The 16,161-nt window shown below is 66.3% G+C and carries 16 protein-coding genes; 9 read left to right on the plus strand and 7 right to left on the minus strand.

The window, feature by feature from the left end:
- Window positions 1-8: 8 nt before the first annotated feature.
- From ACIGJB_RS17915 to ACIGJB_RS17925, 3 genes are all read right to left on the minus strand, one after another.
- Window positions 9-917 (minus strand): triphosphoribosyl-dephospho-CoA synthase, encoded by a 909-nt coding sequence (locus tag ACIGJB_RS17915; protein WP_483733652.1) that lies wholly within the window; start codon window positions 915-917, stop codon window positions 9-11.
- The gene (gene mdcA / locus ACIGJB_RS17920; protein WP_483733653.1) at window positions 917-2,575 is read right to left on the minus strand and encodes a malonate decarboxylase subunit alpha; all 1,659 of its coding nucleotides are present in this window, start codon (window positions 2,573-2,575) and stop codon (window positions 917-919) included. The genes ACIGJB_RS17915 and mdcA overlap by 1 nt, the downstream gene beginning before the upstream one ends.
- A gap of 108 nt (window positions 2,576-2,683) precedes the next feature.
- A complete protein-coding gene (locus tag ACIGJB_RS17925) occupies window positions 2,684-3,601 on the minus strand; it encodes a LysR family transcriptional regulator (protein ID WP_483733654.1) in 918 nt (305 codons plus the stop codon).
- Window positions 3,602-3,931: 330 nt separating this feature from the next.
- On the opposite strand from ACIGJB_RS17925, the gene ACIGJB_RS17930 reads away from it, so the two are divergent.
- The 4 genes from ACIGJB_RS17930 (at window position 3,932) to ACIGJB_RS17945 (ending at window position 6,262) form a co-directional block, all read left to right on the plus strand.
- The gene (locus ACIGJB_RS17930) at window positions 3,932-4,498 is read left to right on the plus strand and encodes a phasin family protein (protein WP_483733655.1); all 567 of its coding nucleotides are present in this window, start codon (window positions 3,932-3,934) and stop codon (window positions 4,496-4,498) included.
- Window positions 4,499-5,247: 749 nt separating this feature from the next.
- Window positions 5,248-5,412, plus strand: a complete 165-nt coding sequence (locus ACIGJB_RS17935; RefSeq protein WP_483733656.1) for a hypothetical protein — start codon at window positions 5,248-5,250, stop codon at window positions 5,410-5,412.
- 105 nt (window positions 5,413-5,517) lie between these two features.
- On the plus strand, window positions 5,518-5,775 hold the full coding sequence (locus ACIGJB_RS17940) for a hypothetical protein (RefSeq protein ID WP_483733657.1): 258 nt from the start codon (window positions 5,518-5,520) through the stop codon (window positions 5,773-5,775).
- A gap of 277 nt (window positions 5,776-6,052) precedes the next feature.
- The gene (locus ACIGJB_RS17945; RefSeq protein WP_483733658.1) at window positions 6,053-6,262 is read left to right on the plus strand and encodes a hypothetical protein; all 210 of its coding nucleotides are present in this window, start codon (window positions 6,053-6,055) and stop codon (window positions 6,260-6,262) included.
- 98 nt (window positions 6,263-6,360) lie between these two features.
- Here the strand turns inward: ACIGJB_RS17945 and ACIGJB_RS17950 are convergent, their stop codons facing one another.
- The 3 genes from ACIGJB_RS17950 to ACIGJB_RS17960 all read right to left on the minus strand — a co-directional run bounded on the left by ACIGJB_RS17950 (window position 6,361) and on the right by ACIGJB_RS17960 (window position 8,966).
- A complete protein-coding gene (locus ACIGJB_RS17950; RefSeq protein ID WP_483733659.1) occupies window positions 6,361-6,873 on the minus strand; it encodes a DUF4142 domain-containing protein in 513 nt (170 codons plus the stop codon).
- A 99-nt stretch (window positions 6,874-6,972) separates the two neighbouring features.
- Window positions 6,973-7,404, minus strand: coding sequence for a PRC-barrel domain-containing protein (locus tag ACIGJB_RS17955; protein WP_483733660.1), 432 nt, complete (start codon window positions 7,402-7,404; stop codon window positions 6,973-6,975).
- A 158-nt stretch (window positions 7,405-7,562) separates the two neighbouring features.
- The gene (locus tag ACIGJB_RS17960; protein WP_483733661.1) at window positions 7,563-8,966 is read right to left on the minus strand and encodes an erythromycin esterase family protein; all 1,404 of its coding nucleotides are present in this window, start codon (window positions 8,964-8,966) and stop codon (window positions 7,563-7,565) included.
- A gap of 376 nt (window positions 8,967-9,342) precedes the next feature.
- On the opposite strand from ACIGJB_RS17960, the gene ACIGJB_RS17965 reads away from it, so the two are divergent.
- A complete protein-coding gene (locus ACIGJB_RS17965; RefSeq protein ID WP_483733662.1) occupies window positions 9,343-13,404 on the plus strand; it encodes a CheR family methyltransferase in 4,062 nt (1,353 codons plus the stop codon).
- Window positions 13,405-13,517: 113 nt separating this feature from the next.
- On the opposite strand, the gene ACIGJB_RS17970 is transcribed toward ACIGJB_RS17965, so the two are convergent.
- Entirely contained in the window at window positions 13,518-14,150 is a 633-nt protein-coding gene (locus tag ACIGJB_RS17970; protein WP_483733663.1) for a hypothetical protein, read from the minus strand.
- Between the two features lie 78 nt (window positions 14,151-14,228).
- Here ACIGJB_RS17970 and ACIGJB_RS17975 point away from each other — a divergent pair, with 78 nt between their 5' ends.
- The 4 genes from ACIGJB_RS17975 (at window position 14,229) to ACIGJB_RS17990 (ending at window position 16,121) form a co-directional block, all read left to right on the plus strand.
- The gene (locus tag ACIGJB_RS17975) at window positions 14,229-14,804 is read left to right on the plus strand and encodes a recombinase family protein (RefSeq protein WP_483733664.1); all 576 of its coding nucleotides are present in this window, start codon (window positions 14,229-14,231) and stop codon (window positions 14,802-14,804) included.
- Window positions 14,805-15,015: 211 nt separating this feature from the next.
- The gene (locus ACIGJB_RS17980) at window positions 15,016-15,264 is read left to right on the plus strand and encodes a DUF2795 domain-containing protein (RefSeq protein WP_483733665.1); all 249 of its coding nucleotides are present in this window, start codon (window positions 15,016-15,018) and stop codon (window positions 15,262-15,264) included.
- Between the two features lie 5 nt (window positions 15,265-15,269).
- Window positions 15,270-15,650, plus strand: a complete 381-nt coding sequence (locus tag ACIGJB_RS17985) for a hypothetical protein (RefSeq protein WP_483733666.1) — start codon at window positions 15,270-15,272, stop codon at window positions 15,648-15,650.
- A 120-nt stretch (window positions 15,651-15,770) separates the two neighbouring features.
- Complete coding sequence (locus tag ACIGJB_RS17990; protein ID WP_483713345.1) at window positions 15,771-16,121, plus strand: VOC family protein; 351 nt, start codon at window positions 15,771-15,773, stop codon at window positions 16,119-16,121.
- Window positions 16,122-16,161: the final 40 nt, after the last annotated feature.

Here is a 16,161-nt window from a genome sequence, read left to right on the forward strand (position 1 = left end):
GAGGTCTCCTAAATTTGCGCGATGCCGCAGTCGAGCCGGTCGAGGAAGATCGTCGCGGCGAGCAGGTCCGCCGCGCCGCCCGGCGATGCGCGCCGGGCCAGCATGCCGGCGTCGAGTTCGCGCAGCAGGCGCCGTCCCGCGACCGTGCCGGTGCCGCCCGCCGCCAGCACCGCTTGCGCGCCGGCCTGCATATAGGCGAGCCCCGAGCGGCCCGTGCGGGCCAGCACGCAGGTATCGTCCAGCCCGCTCATCAGCGCGAGCAAGGCATTGAGCCGGGCAGCCGATTCGCTGTCGCCACGTGCACGGCTGTGCTGCAGGGCCGGCAACGCACGCCGCATGACATGCGGAAAGCCCGCGCGCGCCTGCGCCCGGGCGCCGCCCACGCCATACGCAAGGCACGTCAGCTCGCCCTTGTTGCCGGTAACAGCTGGGCGATGCCGGTCAGCCAGACGCGCGATGGCGCCAGCCGCATGGCTCACGGCGCGGGCACTGGATCGCTCGCCGGCGGTTGCAACTTGTGCTGCCGCACCGACCAGCAGGCCGATGCACCAGATCGCGCCGCGATGTGTGTTGACGCCGCCGGTGGCCGCCAGCATGGCCGCTTCGGCTTCGCGCCCGAGTGCGCCGAGCCGTTCGCGCAGTCCGTAGCCGACGCGCGCCGCACGCTGGCCAGCTGTTGCCATGGCGGCGAACGACGGGCCCAGCGCCTGCGCCGAGCGCAGCATCAGCGCCAGCGTCAGGTCGGCATGCGCGCCGCTGCCGCGGCTGTCGACGAGTCCGGGCTTGGGCGACAGGCGGGCTTCTTCGATGATGGCGTCAACCGCCAGATCGGCCAGCCGCTGCGCCTGTGCGGATGGGCCAGCGATGGCGGGGGCTGCGTCTGCAACCCACAGGATTCTTGCCGCTGCGCCGCCCATCACCAGCTCCGGAAGCGTGCCGGCGGCGTGTACAGGCCGCCGGACCATTCGACCAGGTCGGCCATGCTCTTCGCAGCCAGCAGGCTGCGCGTGGCCTGGCTGCGCTGCACGCCAAGATCCTCGGGCAGCGCGATCAGGCCATCGCTGCGCATGCGGCGCGTCTGGGCGGGATCGTGCTTCATGCCGATCGGCGTCACACCGGCCACGGCGGCGATCATCCGGCGCCGCTCTTCCAGCGATTGCGCCTTGTAGAGGTAGGCGATGCCTTCCTCGGTCAGCACGTGCGTGACGTCGTCGCCGTAGATCATGACGGGGGCCAGCGGCATGCCGCTTTCGCGCGCGACGTCCACGGCGTCCATCGATTCGACGAAGGTCGGCTTGCCGCCGGCCTGGAAGGTCTCGACCATCTGCACCACCAGCTTGCGGCCGCGTGCGAGCGGGTCGTCGGTCTCGATCAGGTCAAGCCACGCGGGCGTCGGGTGGCGGCGGCCGCCGGGGTTGTGGCCCATATTGGGCGCGCCGCCAAAGCCGGACAGCCGGCCGCGCGTCACCGTGGACGAATGCCCGTCGCCGTCGATCTGCAGCGTCGAGCCGATGAACAGGTCCACCGCGTACTGGCCCGCGAGCTGGCAGAGCGCGCGGTTCGAGCGCATCGAGCCGTCCGCGCCGGTGAAGAAGATGTCGGGCCGCGCCGCCACGTACGGCTCCATGCCGAGTTCGCTGCCGAAGCTGTGCACGCCCTCGACCCAGCCGGTTTCGATCGCGGGGATCAGCGTCGGGTGCGGGTTCAGCGTCCAGTACTTGCAGATCTTGCCCTTCAGCCCCAGCGATTCGCCGTAGGTCGGCAGGATCAGCTCGATCGCTGCCGTGTTGAAGCCGATGCCGTGGTTCAGCGACTGCACCTGGTGGCGCTCGTAGATGCCGCGGATCGCCATCATCGCCATCAGCACGTGCACGGGCTTGATCAGGCGGGGGTCGCGCGTGAACAGCGGCTCGCAGAAGAACGGCTGGTCGGCCTGCACCACGTAGTCGACCCAGGAACCCGGCACATCCACGCGCGGCAGGTCGGCCGGATCGTCGACGATCTCGTTGACCTGCGCGATCACCAGGCCGTCGCGGAACGCAGCCGCTTCCACCAGCGCGGGCGTATCTTCCGTGCTCGGCCCGGTGTACAGGTTGCCGTCGCGGTCGGCCTTGTAGCCGGCGATCAGCACGACATTGGGCACCAGGTCCACATACAGGCGTGCGTACAGCTCGATATAGGTGTGGATGGCGCCGACCTCGAGCAGGCCATCTTCCAGGAACTGCGAGATCCGGATGCTCTGCGCCCCCGCATACGAGAAGTCGAGCTTGCGCGCGATGCCGCGCTCGAACAGGTCCAGGTGCTCCACGCGGCTGACGCTGGGGATGATCATGTGCAGGCCGTTCACGCGCTCAGCGCTGACCTGCGCCAGCGAGCGGGACAGGAAATCCGCCTGCTTCTGGTTATTGCCTTCGACCACCACGCGATCGCCCGGAAGCAGCACTGCCTCCAGGAAGGGCACGATATCGCCGGTCGGAATGCGCTTGCCCTGCGCGATGGCGGCGCCTTGCTGCTTGCGCCGCGCCTTGGCTTCTCTGCGGGTGTTCCACTGACGCCCGGGTGGGGTGCTGGTCATCGTGTCTCCGGCGTGGTCTGTCTGATGGTGTCAACCATAAACAGGGGCAGACCCCGGAACAATCACGCGGGCGGCAGGATCGTTACGCTTGGCGAAAGCGAACGCGCCTTACTGTCCTTGCCGCATGGCCATGCGGCAGACCGCGGCCAGCGCCAGCAGGTTGGGATCGCGCTCGCGCCGGCGCAGGAAGCTCAGGCTGATGGTCTGGCGGATATTGTCGTAGTCGGCGGCAAGCGGCACGAAGGCCACATTGCGCGGGGCCACGCCCTTCACGCGGCCTGGCAGCAGCGTGTAGCCGACACCGCCGCCGACCAGGTTCATCAGCGAGAAGATATCGCCGACCTTCATGACCAGGCTCGGCTGGAAACTGGCGATCCGGAAGGCTTCGACAAAGCCGCGAGAGGTGGCGAAGCCTTCGCTCAGCGAGACGAAAGGTTCGTCGCGGCAGGTGCGCAGGTCCACGGCCGGCATCGCGGCGTAGGGCGAGTCGGCCGGCGCCGCGAAGAAGATGTCGTCCTCGAACAGCGGGATGGATTCGATCTCGGGGTCCGGCTCGGGCGTGGCCATCAGGGTGGCGTCGATCGAGCCTTGCTTGAGCCTCTGCAGCAGATCGGTGTTCGAGCCCAGTACGAGTTCGGTCTGCAGTTCCGGGCGGCGCGCCTTGAGATCGATGACGATTCGCGGCACGGTCTGTGCCGTCAGGGAGTACAGCGAGCCGATCTTGAGATGGTCCGCCAGGTACCCGGCGGCCTCGCGCGTGGCGCGGATGCCGTCGGCCATGGTCTTGATCACTTCACGTGCGGTATCGGCCAGCACATGGGCCGCATCGGTCGGGATCAGGTTGCGGCCTTCATGCCGGAACAGCGCGCAGCTTGTGCCTTCCTCAAGCGAATGCAGGGCGCGATGCACGCTGACTGTGCTGGTTTCCAGGATCTCGGCCGCCTTGGCCAGGTTGCCCGATTCCATGAACGCCAGCAGCGCTTCAAGCTTGCGGAAGGTGATCTCTTCGCCGATGCGGATTCTCATTGGGATGGGCGTATAGGGACGAGCCGCCATCTTAGCGGGGTGCGGCGATCACGGCACTAACCCACGGGGGCGCGGTGGTGCTGTCCGTCGAAATATAGCGGATGGATGTGCCGGGAATGCCCGGCGGGGTTCCGGGCCAGGTTAAAAGTCAACCGCGTGGGCCGATCTGGTGCTGTCCATAACACATGGCTTCCGGACCGTGCTGCCCGCTTTCTCTTCGAGCGTAATTTCACTAGGCTCGTTCTTCCCACGGCGTAAGCGCCGAGCGGCACCGGCCTTTCGTCAATCAGTCCCTGCGTGGATGCGGGGACTTACCCCAAGGAGAGCACCATGCCAGAAGTGAATCTGCAGCCCGTGTACGCAGCCCAGGCGGCAGCCATGGATATCGTATTTGGCATGACGACAAAGACCCTGGAAGCGTGCCAGAAGCTCACCGAGCTGAGCATGCAGACCATGAAGGGGTCGATCGTCGACAGCCAGGAAGCCGTGCGCCAGGCGTTCAGCGCCAGGAATCCGCAGGAATTGTTCGCCGTGCAGGCCACCGCGGTAGAGCCTGCGGCCGAGAAGGCACGGGCGTATTTCCAGCAGGTCCAGGAAATCGCGGCCAACACGCGTGAGGAATTCCAGAAGGTGGCGACTGCGCAATTCGAGGCCAATAAGCGCACCTGGCAGGAAATCTTCGACAAGCTCGCGCAGGGTTCGCCGAATGGCTCGCAAGGCCCGCTGAATGCCTGGCAAGCCGCCATGGCTTCGGGCGTTTCGCTGTATGAGTCGATGCAGGAGTCGACCAAGCAGGCTGTGGGTGCTGTGGAGCGGCAGGTGGCCAGTGCCGCCGCGGCTGCGGCGGCGGCGCAGAAGGGGAATTCGCAGAGTGGGCGGGTGATTGTTAAGGGGTAGGGGTAGGGGATTCCATGTCGGCATTGGCAGGCGCCAAAGCCGACATCAGTCCAGTGAATTGCGGATCATCGTTCTTGGCAGGCGCCGCTGTTTCGCCGGCGTAGCCGGCGAGTCACTTTTTGTCCGAGCGACAAAAAGTAACCAAAAAACGCGTCGCTTGCCCTAACGGGCGAATATTGATCGTAGTGTGCTGAGGGTGTTGTACGGGTATTCGCTTCAGAGCGTGCCCGGCTGCCTGCCGCATGGTGCGCGTCCGCCTGCAGGCTCTCCAACAATGATTGAACCAGCCCCGAACCTGTCCGTGGCCCGACACCGCGCGCGTTATCGCATCATCGCCTTCGGCTGCTACGCGGCTCCCTAGTCGGCAGGCGGGACGTCATCAACGACGCAGACGCTGGTGCTTCCCGAGTCTTCTCTTCCCTTCCCCCGGTCTTCACTGCGTGCACGCAGCGCGGCTACGCCGGCGCCGCGCCTGCCACGCACGCCATCCCCGCAATTCTCCCAAAAAAAAGCCCACTCCTTCGAGCGGGCAACCATCGGGAATCGACGCCCGGCGACCAGCACCGGGCATGTCTCAAGCTTATGTCGAAATAGCATCCCCCCTCCTGTCCGGAACTTCCCCGTTTCGAACAGGAAGCAACCACTGACGAGCGCCTTGGATTTTCATAGCATGCAATCAACCGTTGCAAATACCGGATACCACCATGACGCCAGGAAGATTTCGAGAACTTGTCATTCTGGATCGTTATATGAACGAGCTGAAGGCCGAGATCAGCTTGCAACAGCAGCGTGCGGCCCGATTGACCGATGCGGCCGAGTCCCTCAAGGCTACCCAGGCGCTGGCCAGCCTGGAACGGGCCCTGGCCGCGATGGAGGTCCGCATGAGCACCACGCGGCCCGGCCGGTCATGGTAAGCCACAGCAGCACAGGCTGACTGTCCGGATCGCCACGTCCCTATCGTCGCGCTGCCGACAACTGGAGCGGGACATTGGCGGCTGAGAACTTGTGAGGGAGACAGCATGAGTTCGCTGGAGTATTGGTGCATCGCGCTGGCCGTTACGGGACTGGTGCTGCTCGGGCGTGTCTTTGCGATCCACCGCGTCCGCACCACTTTCATGGCGGACCCGGACATGCGCGATGTCCTCTGCAACCGCTTGCCCGGGTATGACGAAATGGCGTTCTCGCCCGAACACTGGACCCGCTGGACGATCGGCGCCTGGCGTGCCTACGCGCAGAGCGAAACCCAAGTCGAAAACCGGCAGAACCCGCAAGTCTGAGCCGATACGGTCTTCCCGCGCGCGGCCTCCTGCCTGCGGCACGGCGCCCCTTGCCGCAGTAATTTTTTCAGGGCCTTCCCACCAATCCTGCGCGCAGCCGCAACGAGAGGGTGTTCGGCCGCCATGCACCGCGTGCCATATCCGGCCAGCGGTGGCATGGACCCTGCTCAATGGAGGTTGCTTCAGAAGCCGGTGCAGTGGCCGCAGCATCCGTTCATGGACGCGCCGCATCACGTCCCGCCGGCCAGGCTGGGGACGCTTTGATCTCAGGAGGCGAATGATGACGGACGGTGTCGTAAAGGTGATCCCGCTCACGGGCATGATCTGGGCGGTGGCCATGACGGCCGAGGGCAAGACGAAGACCGAGACCTTCGCCTGCCGGAGCGCGGCGATCGCGGCAGGCGTCCGGCTTGCGCTGCAGAACGAATCTGTACTGCTGATCGAGGGGCTCAGCGATGCATGCACGGGGACGGAATCCGTGCACTAGCCGCGCGCACGCCGGGAAGTGTCCCGCGCCTTGATGCGGCAACTGGCGCGCGCCCGGGCAACGGGGCGCGCGCACTACGATCTCATTCGTTCATTGATTCATTTGTTCTTGGCCGCGAGGTTGCGCGCCATGTCGAGGTGGTGCTCCAGCGTCGGCAGCGTCTTGCTCGCGAAGGACTTGACGTCGCTATCGCTGGCGGACTGCGAGGCCTGGCGGAAGAGGTCCACGGCCTGCATATGCGCTTGCACCCCGACCGAGTCCGCATAGCGGCGGTCGAAGGCGGCGCCGTTGAGCCCCTTGAGCGCATCCAGCGTGGCGCGGTCAGCGGCGTCCGGTGTCGCGGGCAGCGCCACCTTCTTGCGGCTGGCGAGCTGCTTGAGTTCATCGGCCGCGGCCTGGTGATCCTTCACCATCCGCGCGGCGAAGTCCTTGACGGCGCTGTCACTGGCCTGCTGCTGCGCCATCTTGCTGGCCTCGATCTCCATGGTGCCGGCCTGCGCGGCCTTCTTCATGAATTCGGTGTCGGAAGCAGACGGTGCGGCGTGGGCGGGAATGACAACGGCAAACGCCAGGACGGCGGCGAGATGTCCTGGAAAGCGGGTAGCGGTCACGGCAGGCTCCTGTAGTGCACTCAGGCGGGATGCGATCCTTGTGCAAGCTTCGTGCCGCCCGGATGCCGGGCGAAGCGCCCGGCGTTCCGGCTTCAGGTCTTACAGGAGCGGGGTATTGCCCATCCAGTACGGCTCGCGCTCATAGTAGCGATGCACGTCGGTGGCCCACTGCTGGTCGGCCATGCGCGGCCAGCTGTCCTTGTTGAACCCGGGTGCGTTCTTGATGCGGTCGGCGGTCATGCCCAGGCGGAAGCATTTGGCGTCCGTGTCCATGACCAGCGCGCTCCACGGAATCGCATGCAGCGTATCGCCCATGCCGAGGAACCCGCCGGTGGTGAGCACCGCGTACGCCACGCGACCGCGCGGCACGTCGATCATGATCTCCTTGATTTCGCCGACGTGCTGGTCGTCCGAGGAATAGACCTTGGTGTCGTCCAGCGTCGATGCCGCCATGATCTCCGGGCCGGGGCCTTCGCCGACGCCGCCGCCCACGATGGCAGCGCCTTGGTTCGAGGTGAGATTGGGATCCATTGCAGTCTCCGAACGGTTGCAGGTGCCATCCTGGAGCAACCTGCGTGCCCGCCTGCTACGCATCGCCGGAGCGCGCCGCGATGCGGGTGCCGGCATTGCGCATCGACCGGCGCGCGGCAGAATCTACAACGGTCGGTAATGACGCCGCCAACGCGGTTTCACAGACCGAACGGGTAGGTGTCCGGCATATCGCCGGCCGTCTGCGCGGCCGGTGGCGCCGCCAGCGGGCGCACGGCCGTGGTCGTGTCCAGCCAGAGCCATCCGTCGAACTGGTACGGCAGTACCGCGTGCATGTAGTGGCTGTGCAGTTCGGTCTCGGGCTGGTAGATCACGCCGATGAAGCGTTCGCGCAGTGGCTCGAGCAGCGCGTCGCGCAGCGCGGCGGCGGCGCCCGCCACGCCGTCGCGCAAGTCTACGAAGGCGCGCGGCAGGCCGGCCGCATGGGCCACGTACTCGTAGCTGTCGGCCCGCGCGGGCAGCACCTTCTTGACCTGCATCGGCCCATCCCACGTCGAGGCCGCCGCCACCGTGCCGGTGTAGGTATCGAGGCCGATCAGCGCGGCCCGGCTGCCCATGGAGCGACGGCACAGCTGGCCCAGGTTCAGCTGGTTGTGTTCGGTCCCCATCGTCGTGGCCGAGGCATCGCCGATGTGGGAGTTGTGCGCCCAAACCACCGCGCGGCAGCCGGGCCCCCAGGCCTCCAGCAAACGCGTCAGCGTGTCATGCATGTGGGTGTCGCGCAGGTTCCAGCTGGCCTCCGACGCCTGGTACATGGCGCGGTAGTACTGTTCCGCGGACGCGACCAGGCGGGCGTTCTGGGCGGCTTCGAAGAACGCGTCGTGGTCCTCGAGCGCGTACTCGATGCGCTTTTCGAGCAGCGCGCGCAACTGGGCAATGACCTCGTCCTCGCAGTCCGAGGCCGTCGCCGACAGTACGGCGTGGCCGTAGCGCGCGGGCTGGCTTTGCCACGGCACCAGGCACGCATAGCGGCGGCGCGCGAGTGCGGCTTCCGCGGGGTCCACGCGCTCGAGGTAGGCCAGCACCGCCGCCATCGACGCGGACAGGCTATAGATGTCGAGCCCGAAGAAGCCGGCGCGCTCCGCGGGATTGCGCTGAACATTGAAGTCGCGCATCCAGTCGACCAGGGCGGCGACTTCGGTGTTCCGCCACATCCAGGTGGGAAAGCGCGAGAAGTTGGGACCGGCGGACGCGGGGGGCGCACTGCGGTGGCGCACGTAGCGGTCGATGGCCGCGGCGTCGGGCCAGTCGGCCTCGACGGCAACGACAGTGAATCCATGTTCGCTAATGAGCCGTTGGGTCAGCCGGGTACGCGCACGGTAGAACTCGGCCGTGCCGTGCGACGCTTCGCCCAGCAGCACCACGCGTGCATTGGCATAGTGGTCGATCCAGCCGGCAAAGCCGGCATCGTCAAGCTCGGGAAGTGGCGTGGCGGCCTGCGCGAACAGGCGGGCCAGCGGCACCGGTGGTTCGCCCTTGCTGTCGCGGTGTCCGGAAAGAGGGAGCGGATGGTGGTCGGAATTGGTGACGGAATGGTGGGCCATACCTGTCCTTGCCGGCCGGTCATGGCCGGGAGAGGCCCTGCGCGTTGCGCGGCCGGTCCGGCGTGCGCCGGGCGCTATGCGGGATCGCGGGAGCGGGTGGATGTGGTGAGTCCCACGCAAGATCCGTGACACGCGATGTTGCCGGCGCGGTGGTTCACGGAGGTCCGTCATGCGATGAGCCATGACGGAGCGGATATCGGATGCGCAACACGATGGGCCATGCCTGACCCGTAGCGGGCGTGGTGCGAGTCGCCTGCGCGCCACGTCGCGCTGCCGGCACTGGCGGGCGGCTATTACCCCATTTGGGCGCGCTGGCAAGGGCGTTGCGTAGTAATATTTCCTTCTTCCCCTCAGATCAGCAAATTTGCGCACCACGATGGCTCCATCCCGAGTGAAATCGCTCCCCAGCCAACTCTCTTTTCCTGTGGTCGGCATCGGTGCGTCGGCCGGCGGCATCGAGGCGCTCAAGACATTCTTTGAAGCCTTGCCCGGGCGTACCGGCGCGGCTTATGTGGTGGTGGTGCATCTTGCCCCCGACCACGCGAGCAACCTCTCTGCCGTGATCGGCGCGGTCGCCGCCATGCCGGTGACGCAGGTCACGGGCACCACGAATATCGAGGCCAACCAGATCTATGTGATTGCGCCGTCGATGACGCTGTCGATGGTGGACGGCTACTTGAGCGTCGAATCGGGGGGCTCGCTCGACCGCCGCCGCGCGGCCATCGATCTGTTCTTCCGTTCGCTGGCGGAGGCGCATCGCGAACGGGCCGCGGCCATCGTGCTGTCCGGCGCGGGCGCGGACGGCTCGGTCGGCATCACCCGTGTGAAGGAGCTGGGCGGTATCGTGATCGCGCAGCAGCCTGAGGAAGCGGCGTTTTCCAGCATGCCGCGCGCCGCGGTCAACACCGGGCAGGTCGACATCATCCTGCCGGTGCCGGAGATGCCGCAGAAGCTCATGGAACTGTGGACCAACGCCACCCGCATCCGCCTGCCCGCGGATACCGACGCGGACAGTGTCGCGGTCGCAGCCGATACCGAGCACATCCTGCGCGAGATCATGGTGATCCTGCGCACGCGCACCTCGCATGACTTCCGCCAGTACAAGCGCGCCACCGTCCTGCGCCGCATCGAGCGGCGCATGCAGGTGAACGGGCTCGGGGAGCTGTCCGAGTACCGCGACTTCCTGCACGCCCACCCGGACGAAACGCCGCTGCTGTTGCAGGACATGCTGATCAGCGTGACCAATTTCTTCCGCGACCGCGAGTCCTTCGACGCGCTGCGCACGGAAGTGCTGCCGCAGATCATCGAGACCCGCCGGGCCGAGGGCGATCCGATCCGTGTCTGGAGCGCGGGTTGTGCCACCGGCGAGGAGGCCTACACGCTCGCCATGATCCTGCAGGAGGCAACCGGCGACACGGCCGAAGCCGTGCCGTACCAGGTCTTCGCCACCGACATCGATGAACGGGCCATCGCACAGGCGCGCATGGGGCTGTATCCGGAGTCGATCGCGGCCGATGTGGACGCCGGCCGCATGCGCCAGTTCCTGACGCGCGATGCCGGGCATTACCGTGTCAAGAAAGAGCTGCGCGAGCATGTACTGTTCGCGCTGCACAACGTGCTGCGCGATCCCCCATTCTCGCGGCTCGACATGGTGTGTTGCCGCAACATGCTGATCTACCTCGATCGCGAGGCCCAGCTGGAGGTGCTGCGCACCTTCCACTTTGCGCTGCGCCCGGGCGGCTACCTGTTCCTGGGAGGCTCGGAGGCGGCGGACAGCGTTGCGAACCTGTTCAGCGTGGTCGACAAGAAGGCCAGGATCTACCGCGCCAACGTGGCGGTGCGCGCCGATGCGCCCATGCCGCAGGCGCCCACGACCATGGCCTCGACCTTGCCGATGATGATCACGCCCCATACGGGGCGCCGCAAGTTCTCGTTCGGCGACCTGCACCAGCGCGTGATCGAGCAACATGCACCGCCGAGCGTACTGGTCAGCCGCGAGTCGGACATCGTCCACCTGTCGGACCGCGCCGGACGCTTCCTGCAATATGCCGGCGGCGAGCCGTCGCACAACATCATCGCGGCGGTGCGGCCGGAATTGCGGCTCGAACTGCGCACCGCGATCTTCCAGGCCCTGCAAGCCAACCACAGCGTGGAAGCGCGCCGCGTTCAGCTCGAGCGCGATGGCCGGCGCTTTTTCGTGAACATGATTGCGCGGCCCGTCCACGACGTCGAAGCCAACGCGGACTTCGTGCTGATCCTGTTCGACGAAGTCGAGGACAGCATGGCCGAGGCGGATGCCGCGGCGTCGAAGCCGCTGCGCGACCCGGTGGTCAGCCAGCTCGAAAGCGAGCTGCAGCGCACCAAGGAGCAGCTGCAGGCCACCATCGAGCAGTCGGAGACCTCGACCGAGGAACTCAAGGCATCGAACGAGGAATTGCAGGCCATCAACGAGGAACTGCGCTCGGCCACCGAAGAGCTCGAGACCAGCAAGGAAGAGCTGCAATCGATCAATGAAGAACTGACCACCGTCAACGCCGAGCTCAAGTCGAAGGTCGAAGAAACCAGCAAGATCAACGACGACCTGCAGAACCTGATCACGGCCAACGACATCGGCACGATCTTCGTGGACCGGAATATCCGCATCAAGCGGTATACGCCGCGGGCGACGGACGTGTTCAGCATCATCCCGTCCGATATCGGCCGGTCATTGCTCGACATCACGCACCGGCTCGAGTATGACAAGCTGTCGGACGATGCCGCTGAAGCCTTCGACTCGCTGCGGCTGATCGAGCGCGAGGTGCGCAGCAGCGACGGCCGCTGGTACCTGGCGCGGCTGCTGCCCTACCGGACCACCGAGGACCGCATTGACGGCGCCGTGCTGTCGTTCATCGACATCACGTCGCGCCGGGCAGCGGAAGAGCGCCTGCGCGAGGGCGAGCGGCGCATGCGCATCGTTGCCGAAGGCACGCGCGACTACGCCATCATCACGTTCGACGACGAAGGCCGCGTCACCAGCTGGAACGTCGGCGCGCAGCGCATCTTCGGCTACGACGAGGCCGAGATGCTGGGCCGGTCGTCCGACGTCTTGTACACGCCCGAAGACCGCGAAGAACGCGTGCCGGCCGAGGAGATGACCCAGGCCCGCAAATACGGGCGGGTCGAGGAAGACCGCTGGCACATGCGCAAGGACGGCACGCGCTTCCGTTCCAGCGGCGTGCTGTCGCGGCTCGAAAGCGGCGGGATCAGCGGCTACGCCAAGATCGCGCGCGACCTCGACGAGGCCTTGCCGCAGGGCGCCCCGCGCAATGAGTCGTCATGGCGGCACGACGAAGACCAGGTGCGGCGCGACGAATTCCTGGCGGTGGTGTCGCACGAACTCAAGCACCCGCTGAACCTGATCAGCGCGAGCAGCGAGCTGATCTCGCGCTCGAGCGAGGCACGCCGCAATCCGATGATCGCGCGCGCGACGGCGACCATCCGCCGTACGGTGCAGAACCAGGCGCAGATCATCGACGACCTGCTCGATATGTCGCGCGTGCGTACCGGCAAGCTCTCGCTCACGCGCGAGCCGCTGGACTGGCGCGAGGTCGTGCAGCGTGTCTGCGATGCCGTGTCCGAGGACGCTTCGCGCAAGAACCTGACGCTGCACTGCGAACTGGCCGAGACGCCGGTGTGGATCAATGCCGATGTCACGCGCATCGAGCAGGTGGTCTGGAACCTGATCAGCAATGCGCTCAAGTTCACGCGGGACGGCGACCGGATCGACGTCAAGCTGGAGAACCAGGGCGATCACGCAAAGCTGGTTGTCCGGGACAGCGGCCATGGCATCGACCAGCAGGCATTGCCCCATATCTTCGACATGTTCCACCAGGGCGGCGGTCCGCGCGGGCGGCAACCCGGTCTTGGCATCGGGCTGTCGCTCGTCAAGGAACTGGTGACGCTGCATGGCGGCACGGTCAGCGCGGACTCGGCCGGCTTCGGCCGCGGCGCCAGCTTCACGGTCGAATTGCCGGCCGGGTCGGGCGAGCGGCACGACGACGGCGAGGCGCCGGGGACGCCCTCGTTGCTGCGCGGCATGCGCGTCATGCTCGTGGACGACGATGGGCCGACGGTGGAAACGTTCCGAATGCTGCTCGAATCGGAAGGCGCGGTGGTGCAGGTCGCCACGGACGCCGAGACCGCGCTCAGGGAGATGGCGTCCAGCGCGCCGGACCTGCTGCTGTCCGATCTTGGCATGCCCGGCATGGATGGCTTCGAACTCCTGCGTGCCGCACGCCAGCTCTCGGGCCTGGAAAACCTGACCGCCGTCGCGCTCAGCGGCTACGGGCAACAGCGGGACATCGACGCCGCGCTCCAGGCCGGCTTTGACGCCCACGTGTCCAAGCCGATCGTGCTGGACACCCTGCTGACGACGCTGCTGCGCCTGCGCACGCGCTGAAGCGACACGGCGCCTGGAAGCCGTCCCGTTCTCCGGGGCGGTTCCAGGCGCCGATGACTTTTCGCTTTTTCTTCTTTCTGGCTTTCGGGCTTTCAGTCCTTCCGCTGTCCCGCCTAGCGGCTGCGCGAGCGCGAGCTCGAGGCGGCGTTGGTCTGCTGCCGCAGCCGGTTGCGCTGCGCGCGCAACGACATCACGGTCTGGCACAAGGTGTGCAACAGCATCTCGGTAAACGCGGTCGGCAGCCCATCTTCGCGGAGTTGTCGCGTGAAGCGAATCTGGCGACGGATGTTGCTGCGGACTTCGGCGATATGCCTTTCGATATCGAACAATCGCTTGGATGTACAGTCGGGCGCCGTGCGCACACGCACGGCGGCCTCGGGCTGGAGCGTGCCGGCATCGTCGTCGGCGGTGGGTTCGGGTGCGCTGATTTCGGAGTCCGGATGCATGTCGATCCAGCTCTTGGCCCAGGCCAGCCCCTGGGCCTGCGCACGTTCACGGGTCCGGAAAAGGCCCAGCGTGCCCGACTCAACCAGCACGGCGCCGGCATGCACGACGCAGCCGGCAGCCTGCCAGGTATCGTCGGAGAGCAGCGTTGCGGAACCTTCGACCGTATGATCGTAATATTGCTGCGTCGTCATCGGCACTTTCTGTCTCCAGTCGCGGCCGGTTTGCATTCGCAGTGCAACCGATCCTTGTTGTTTCAGTGTCTTAACGAGATGGTAAGAAAGGTTGAGCTGTGCTGACATATCGGCGAGCCGTTATGAATGCTACGATTCCGGACACCGTAAGGGTGTCAGGCCGCCGGCAAACGGCAAGGAGATCGAATGCCGTCCATGTATCTCTATACGAATCAGGCAGGAAGCCTCAGCGAGTTTGAAAGCGAATGCATGGCGCTGGACGCTGCGGGTTACGTCGTGAATATCGGCAACGCGTGGTGGGAGCGCACGTCGGGAACGGGGCCGGCCCTGCAGCGTCCGGCGTTCCAGCAAATGCTGCGGCGCCTGCGCGCGGGGGACACGATCCTTACCGCTACGCTCCCCAGCCTTGGCTGCAACATGCGTGACGTCATTGCCACGGCGCAGCGCTGCCGCGCGCTGGGCGTGCGTGTGTGTTGTGTCGAAGTCGGCGATGACGACCTGACCGCACCCGGCTCCGTGGCCATGCGCACCCTGCACGCCATTGAGCGGCTTGAGCGCCAGGGGCGCAGTGCGCGCATGAAGCTGAGCGCACAGGAGGCCGCCGATCGCGGCGCGAAACTGGGGCGCAAGCCCTTGCTGGAACCCGACATGCACGAAGAAATCCGCGCCGCCATCCGTGTCGGCACGTCGATCAGCGAGCTGGCGCGGACACTGCGCGTGTCGCGCCAGACCATCATGCGCATTCGCGACGGCTGGTCGTGAGCGCTGCGCGGGTTTTGCAATCCGCGCACCTCCCCGATGCAATTTCTTTCCACGCGGCGCGGTCCCGGATGGGCTGCGTCGCGTGATGGCTTTTGTCGTCCATCGCGGCAGACGTGCTTCGATTCCGGCATGGGCTTTGCGTCCCTCAAGGCCAGGCATGCAGCCTGCGCGGAACGTTTTGCCGTGCAGGAGAACCGATGGAGGCAATGGTATGGAACGCGACAAAGACAAGGGCGACAACGGAGGCAAGGGTGACTCTGCCCGCAACCAGCCGAACCCGATCGCGCTGCAGAAGGCGCTGAAGGGCGTCGATTATCCGGCCACGCGCGGCGCGCTGGTTTCGGCCGCGCGTGACAGCGGCGCCGACGACGCGATCGTCGATGCGCTGGAAGGCATTCCCGAAAAACGCTACGAGGATCCCGCGCAGGTTTCCGAAGCCGTGGCCCATCATCGCAGGTAGCGACCATGCGTGACATGCGTTGTGCGGCATCCGCCGCGATCGCCGCGATGGCCCTGTGCTGCAGCGTGCCGGGCTTGGCCCAGGACACGTCGAACCGTGCCGACTACGGCCCGAAGGACAGCAGGATCATCGGGCCCATGGCGCCGGGCAGCGCGCCCGCGGCCACGCGCAAAGGGGCTGACAATCCCGGCGGGCTGGGCAAGGGCCTGAACGACACGCCGCAGCCGCCTGCAACAGGCGCGGGCTTGCCGGGAAAGCCTGCCTCGCGGCCGGACTCCGAGTCCGCCGGCAAGACCTCGACCTCCGGCCTTCATGGCAGCCCGCGCAAGGGGACGGGCGGGGCAAAGATCGACCAGGTGCGCCCGCCTGACGAAAAGGCGCGCTGAAGCGGCCCGATTGCGGAAGCGGCCCGTCATCCGGGCTTGCCGTTCCGTGTCATCATCGGCACTTTCGTGATGCGGGCAGCCGGCGATGCGGGCTGCCATTCAACTTGCCGCCGGAGTGCCATGAAAGTCAAACGCATTGTCGCGAATCTCTTTGCGCCGGATCTCGATACGGCTCGTGCATTCTATCGGGACGTTCTGGGCCTGGAACTGCTGATGGATCACGGATGGCTTGCCACCTATGGCTCGCACGAGTCCATGTCGGTGCAAATCAGCGTGGCTTCGGAAGGTGGCTCGGGAACGCCGGTGCCGGACCTGTCGATCGAGGTCGATGACCTTGACGCGGCGCTCGAGCGCGTGCGGGCAGCCGGCATTGCGGTGGAGTACGGCCCCGCGCTGGAACCGTGGGGTGTGCGGCGCTTCTACGTGCGCGATCCGCTTGGCAAGCTCGTCAATGTGCTGGTCCACTGCTGAGATCGCGCGCACCAATGAAAAAAGGCTTGCCGAAGCAAGC

It is taken from the genome of Cupriavidus sp. C2SS-8b, assembly GCF_057073745.1.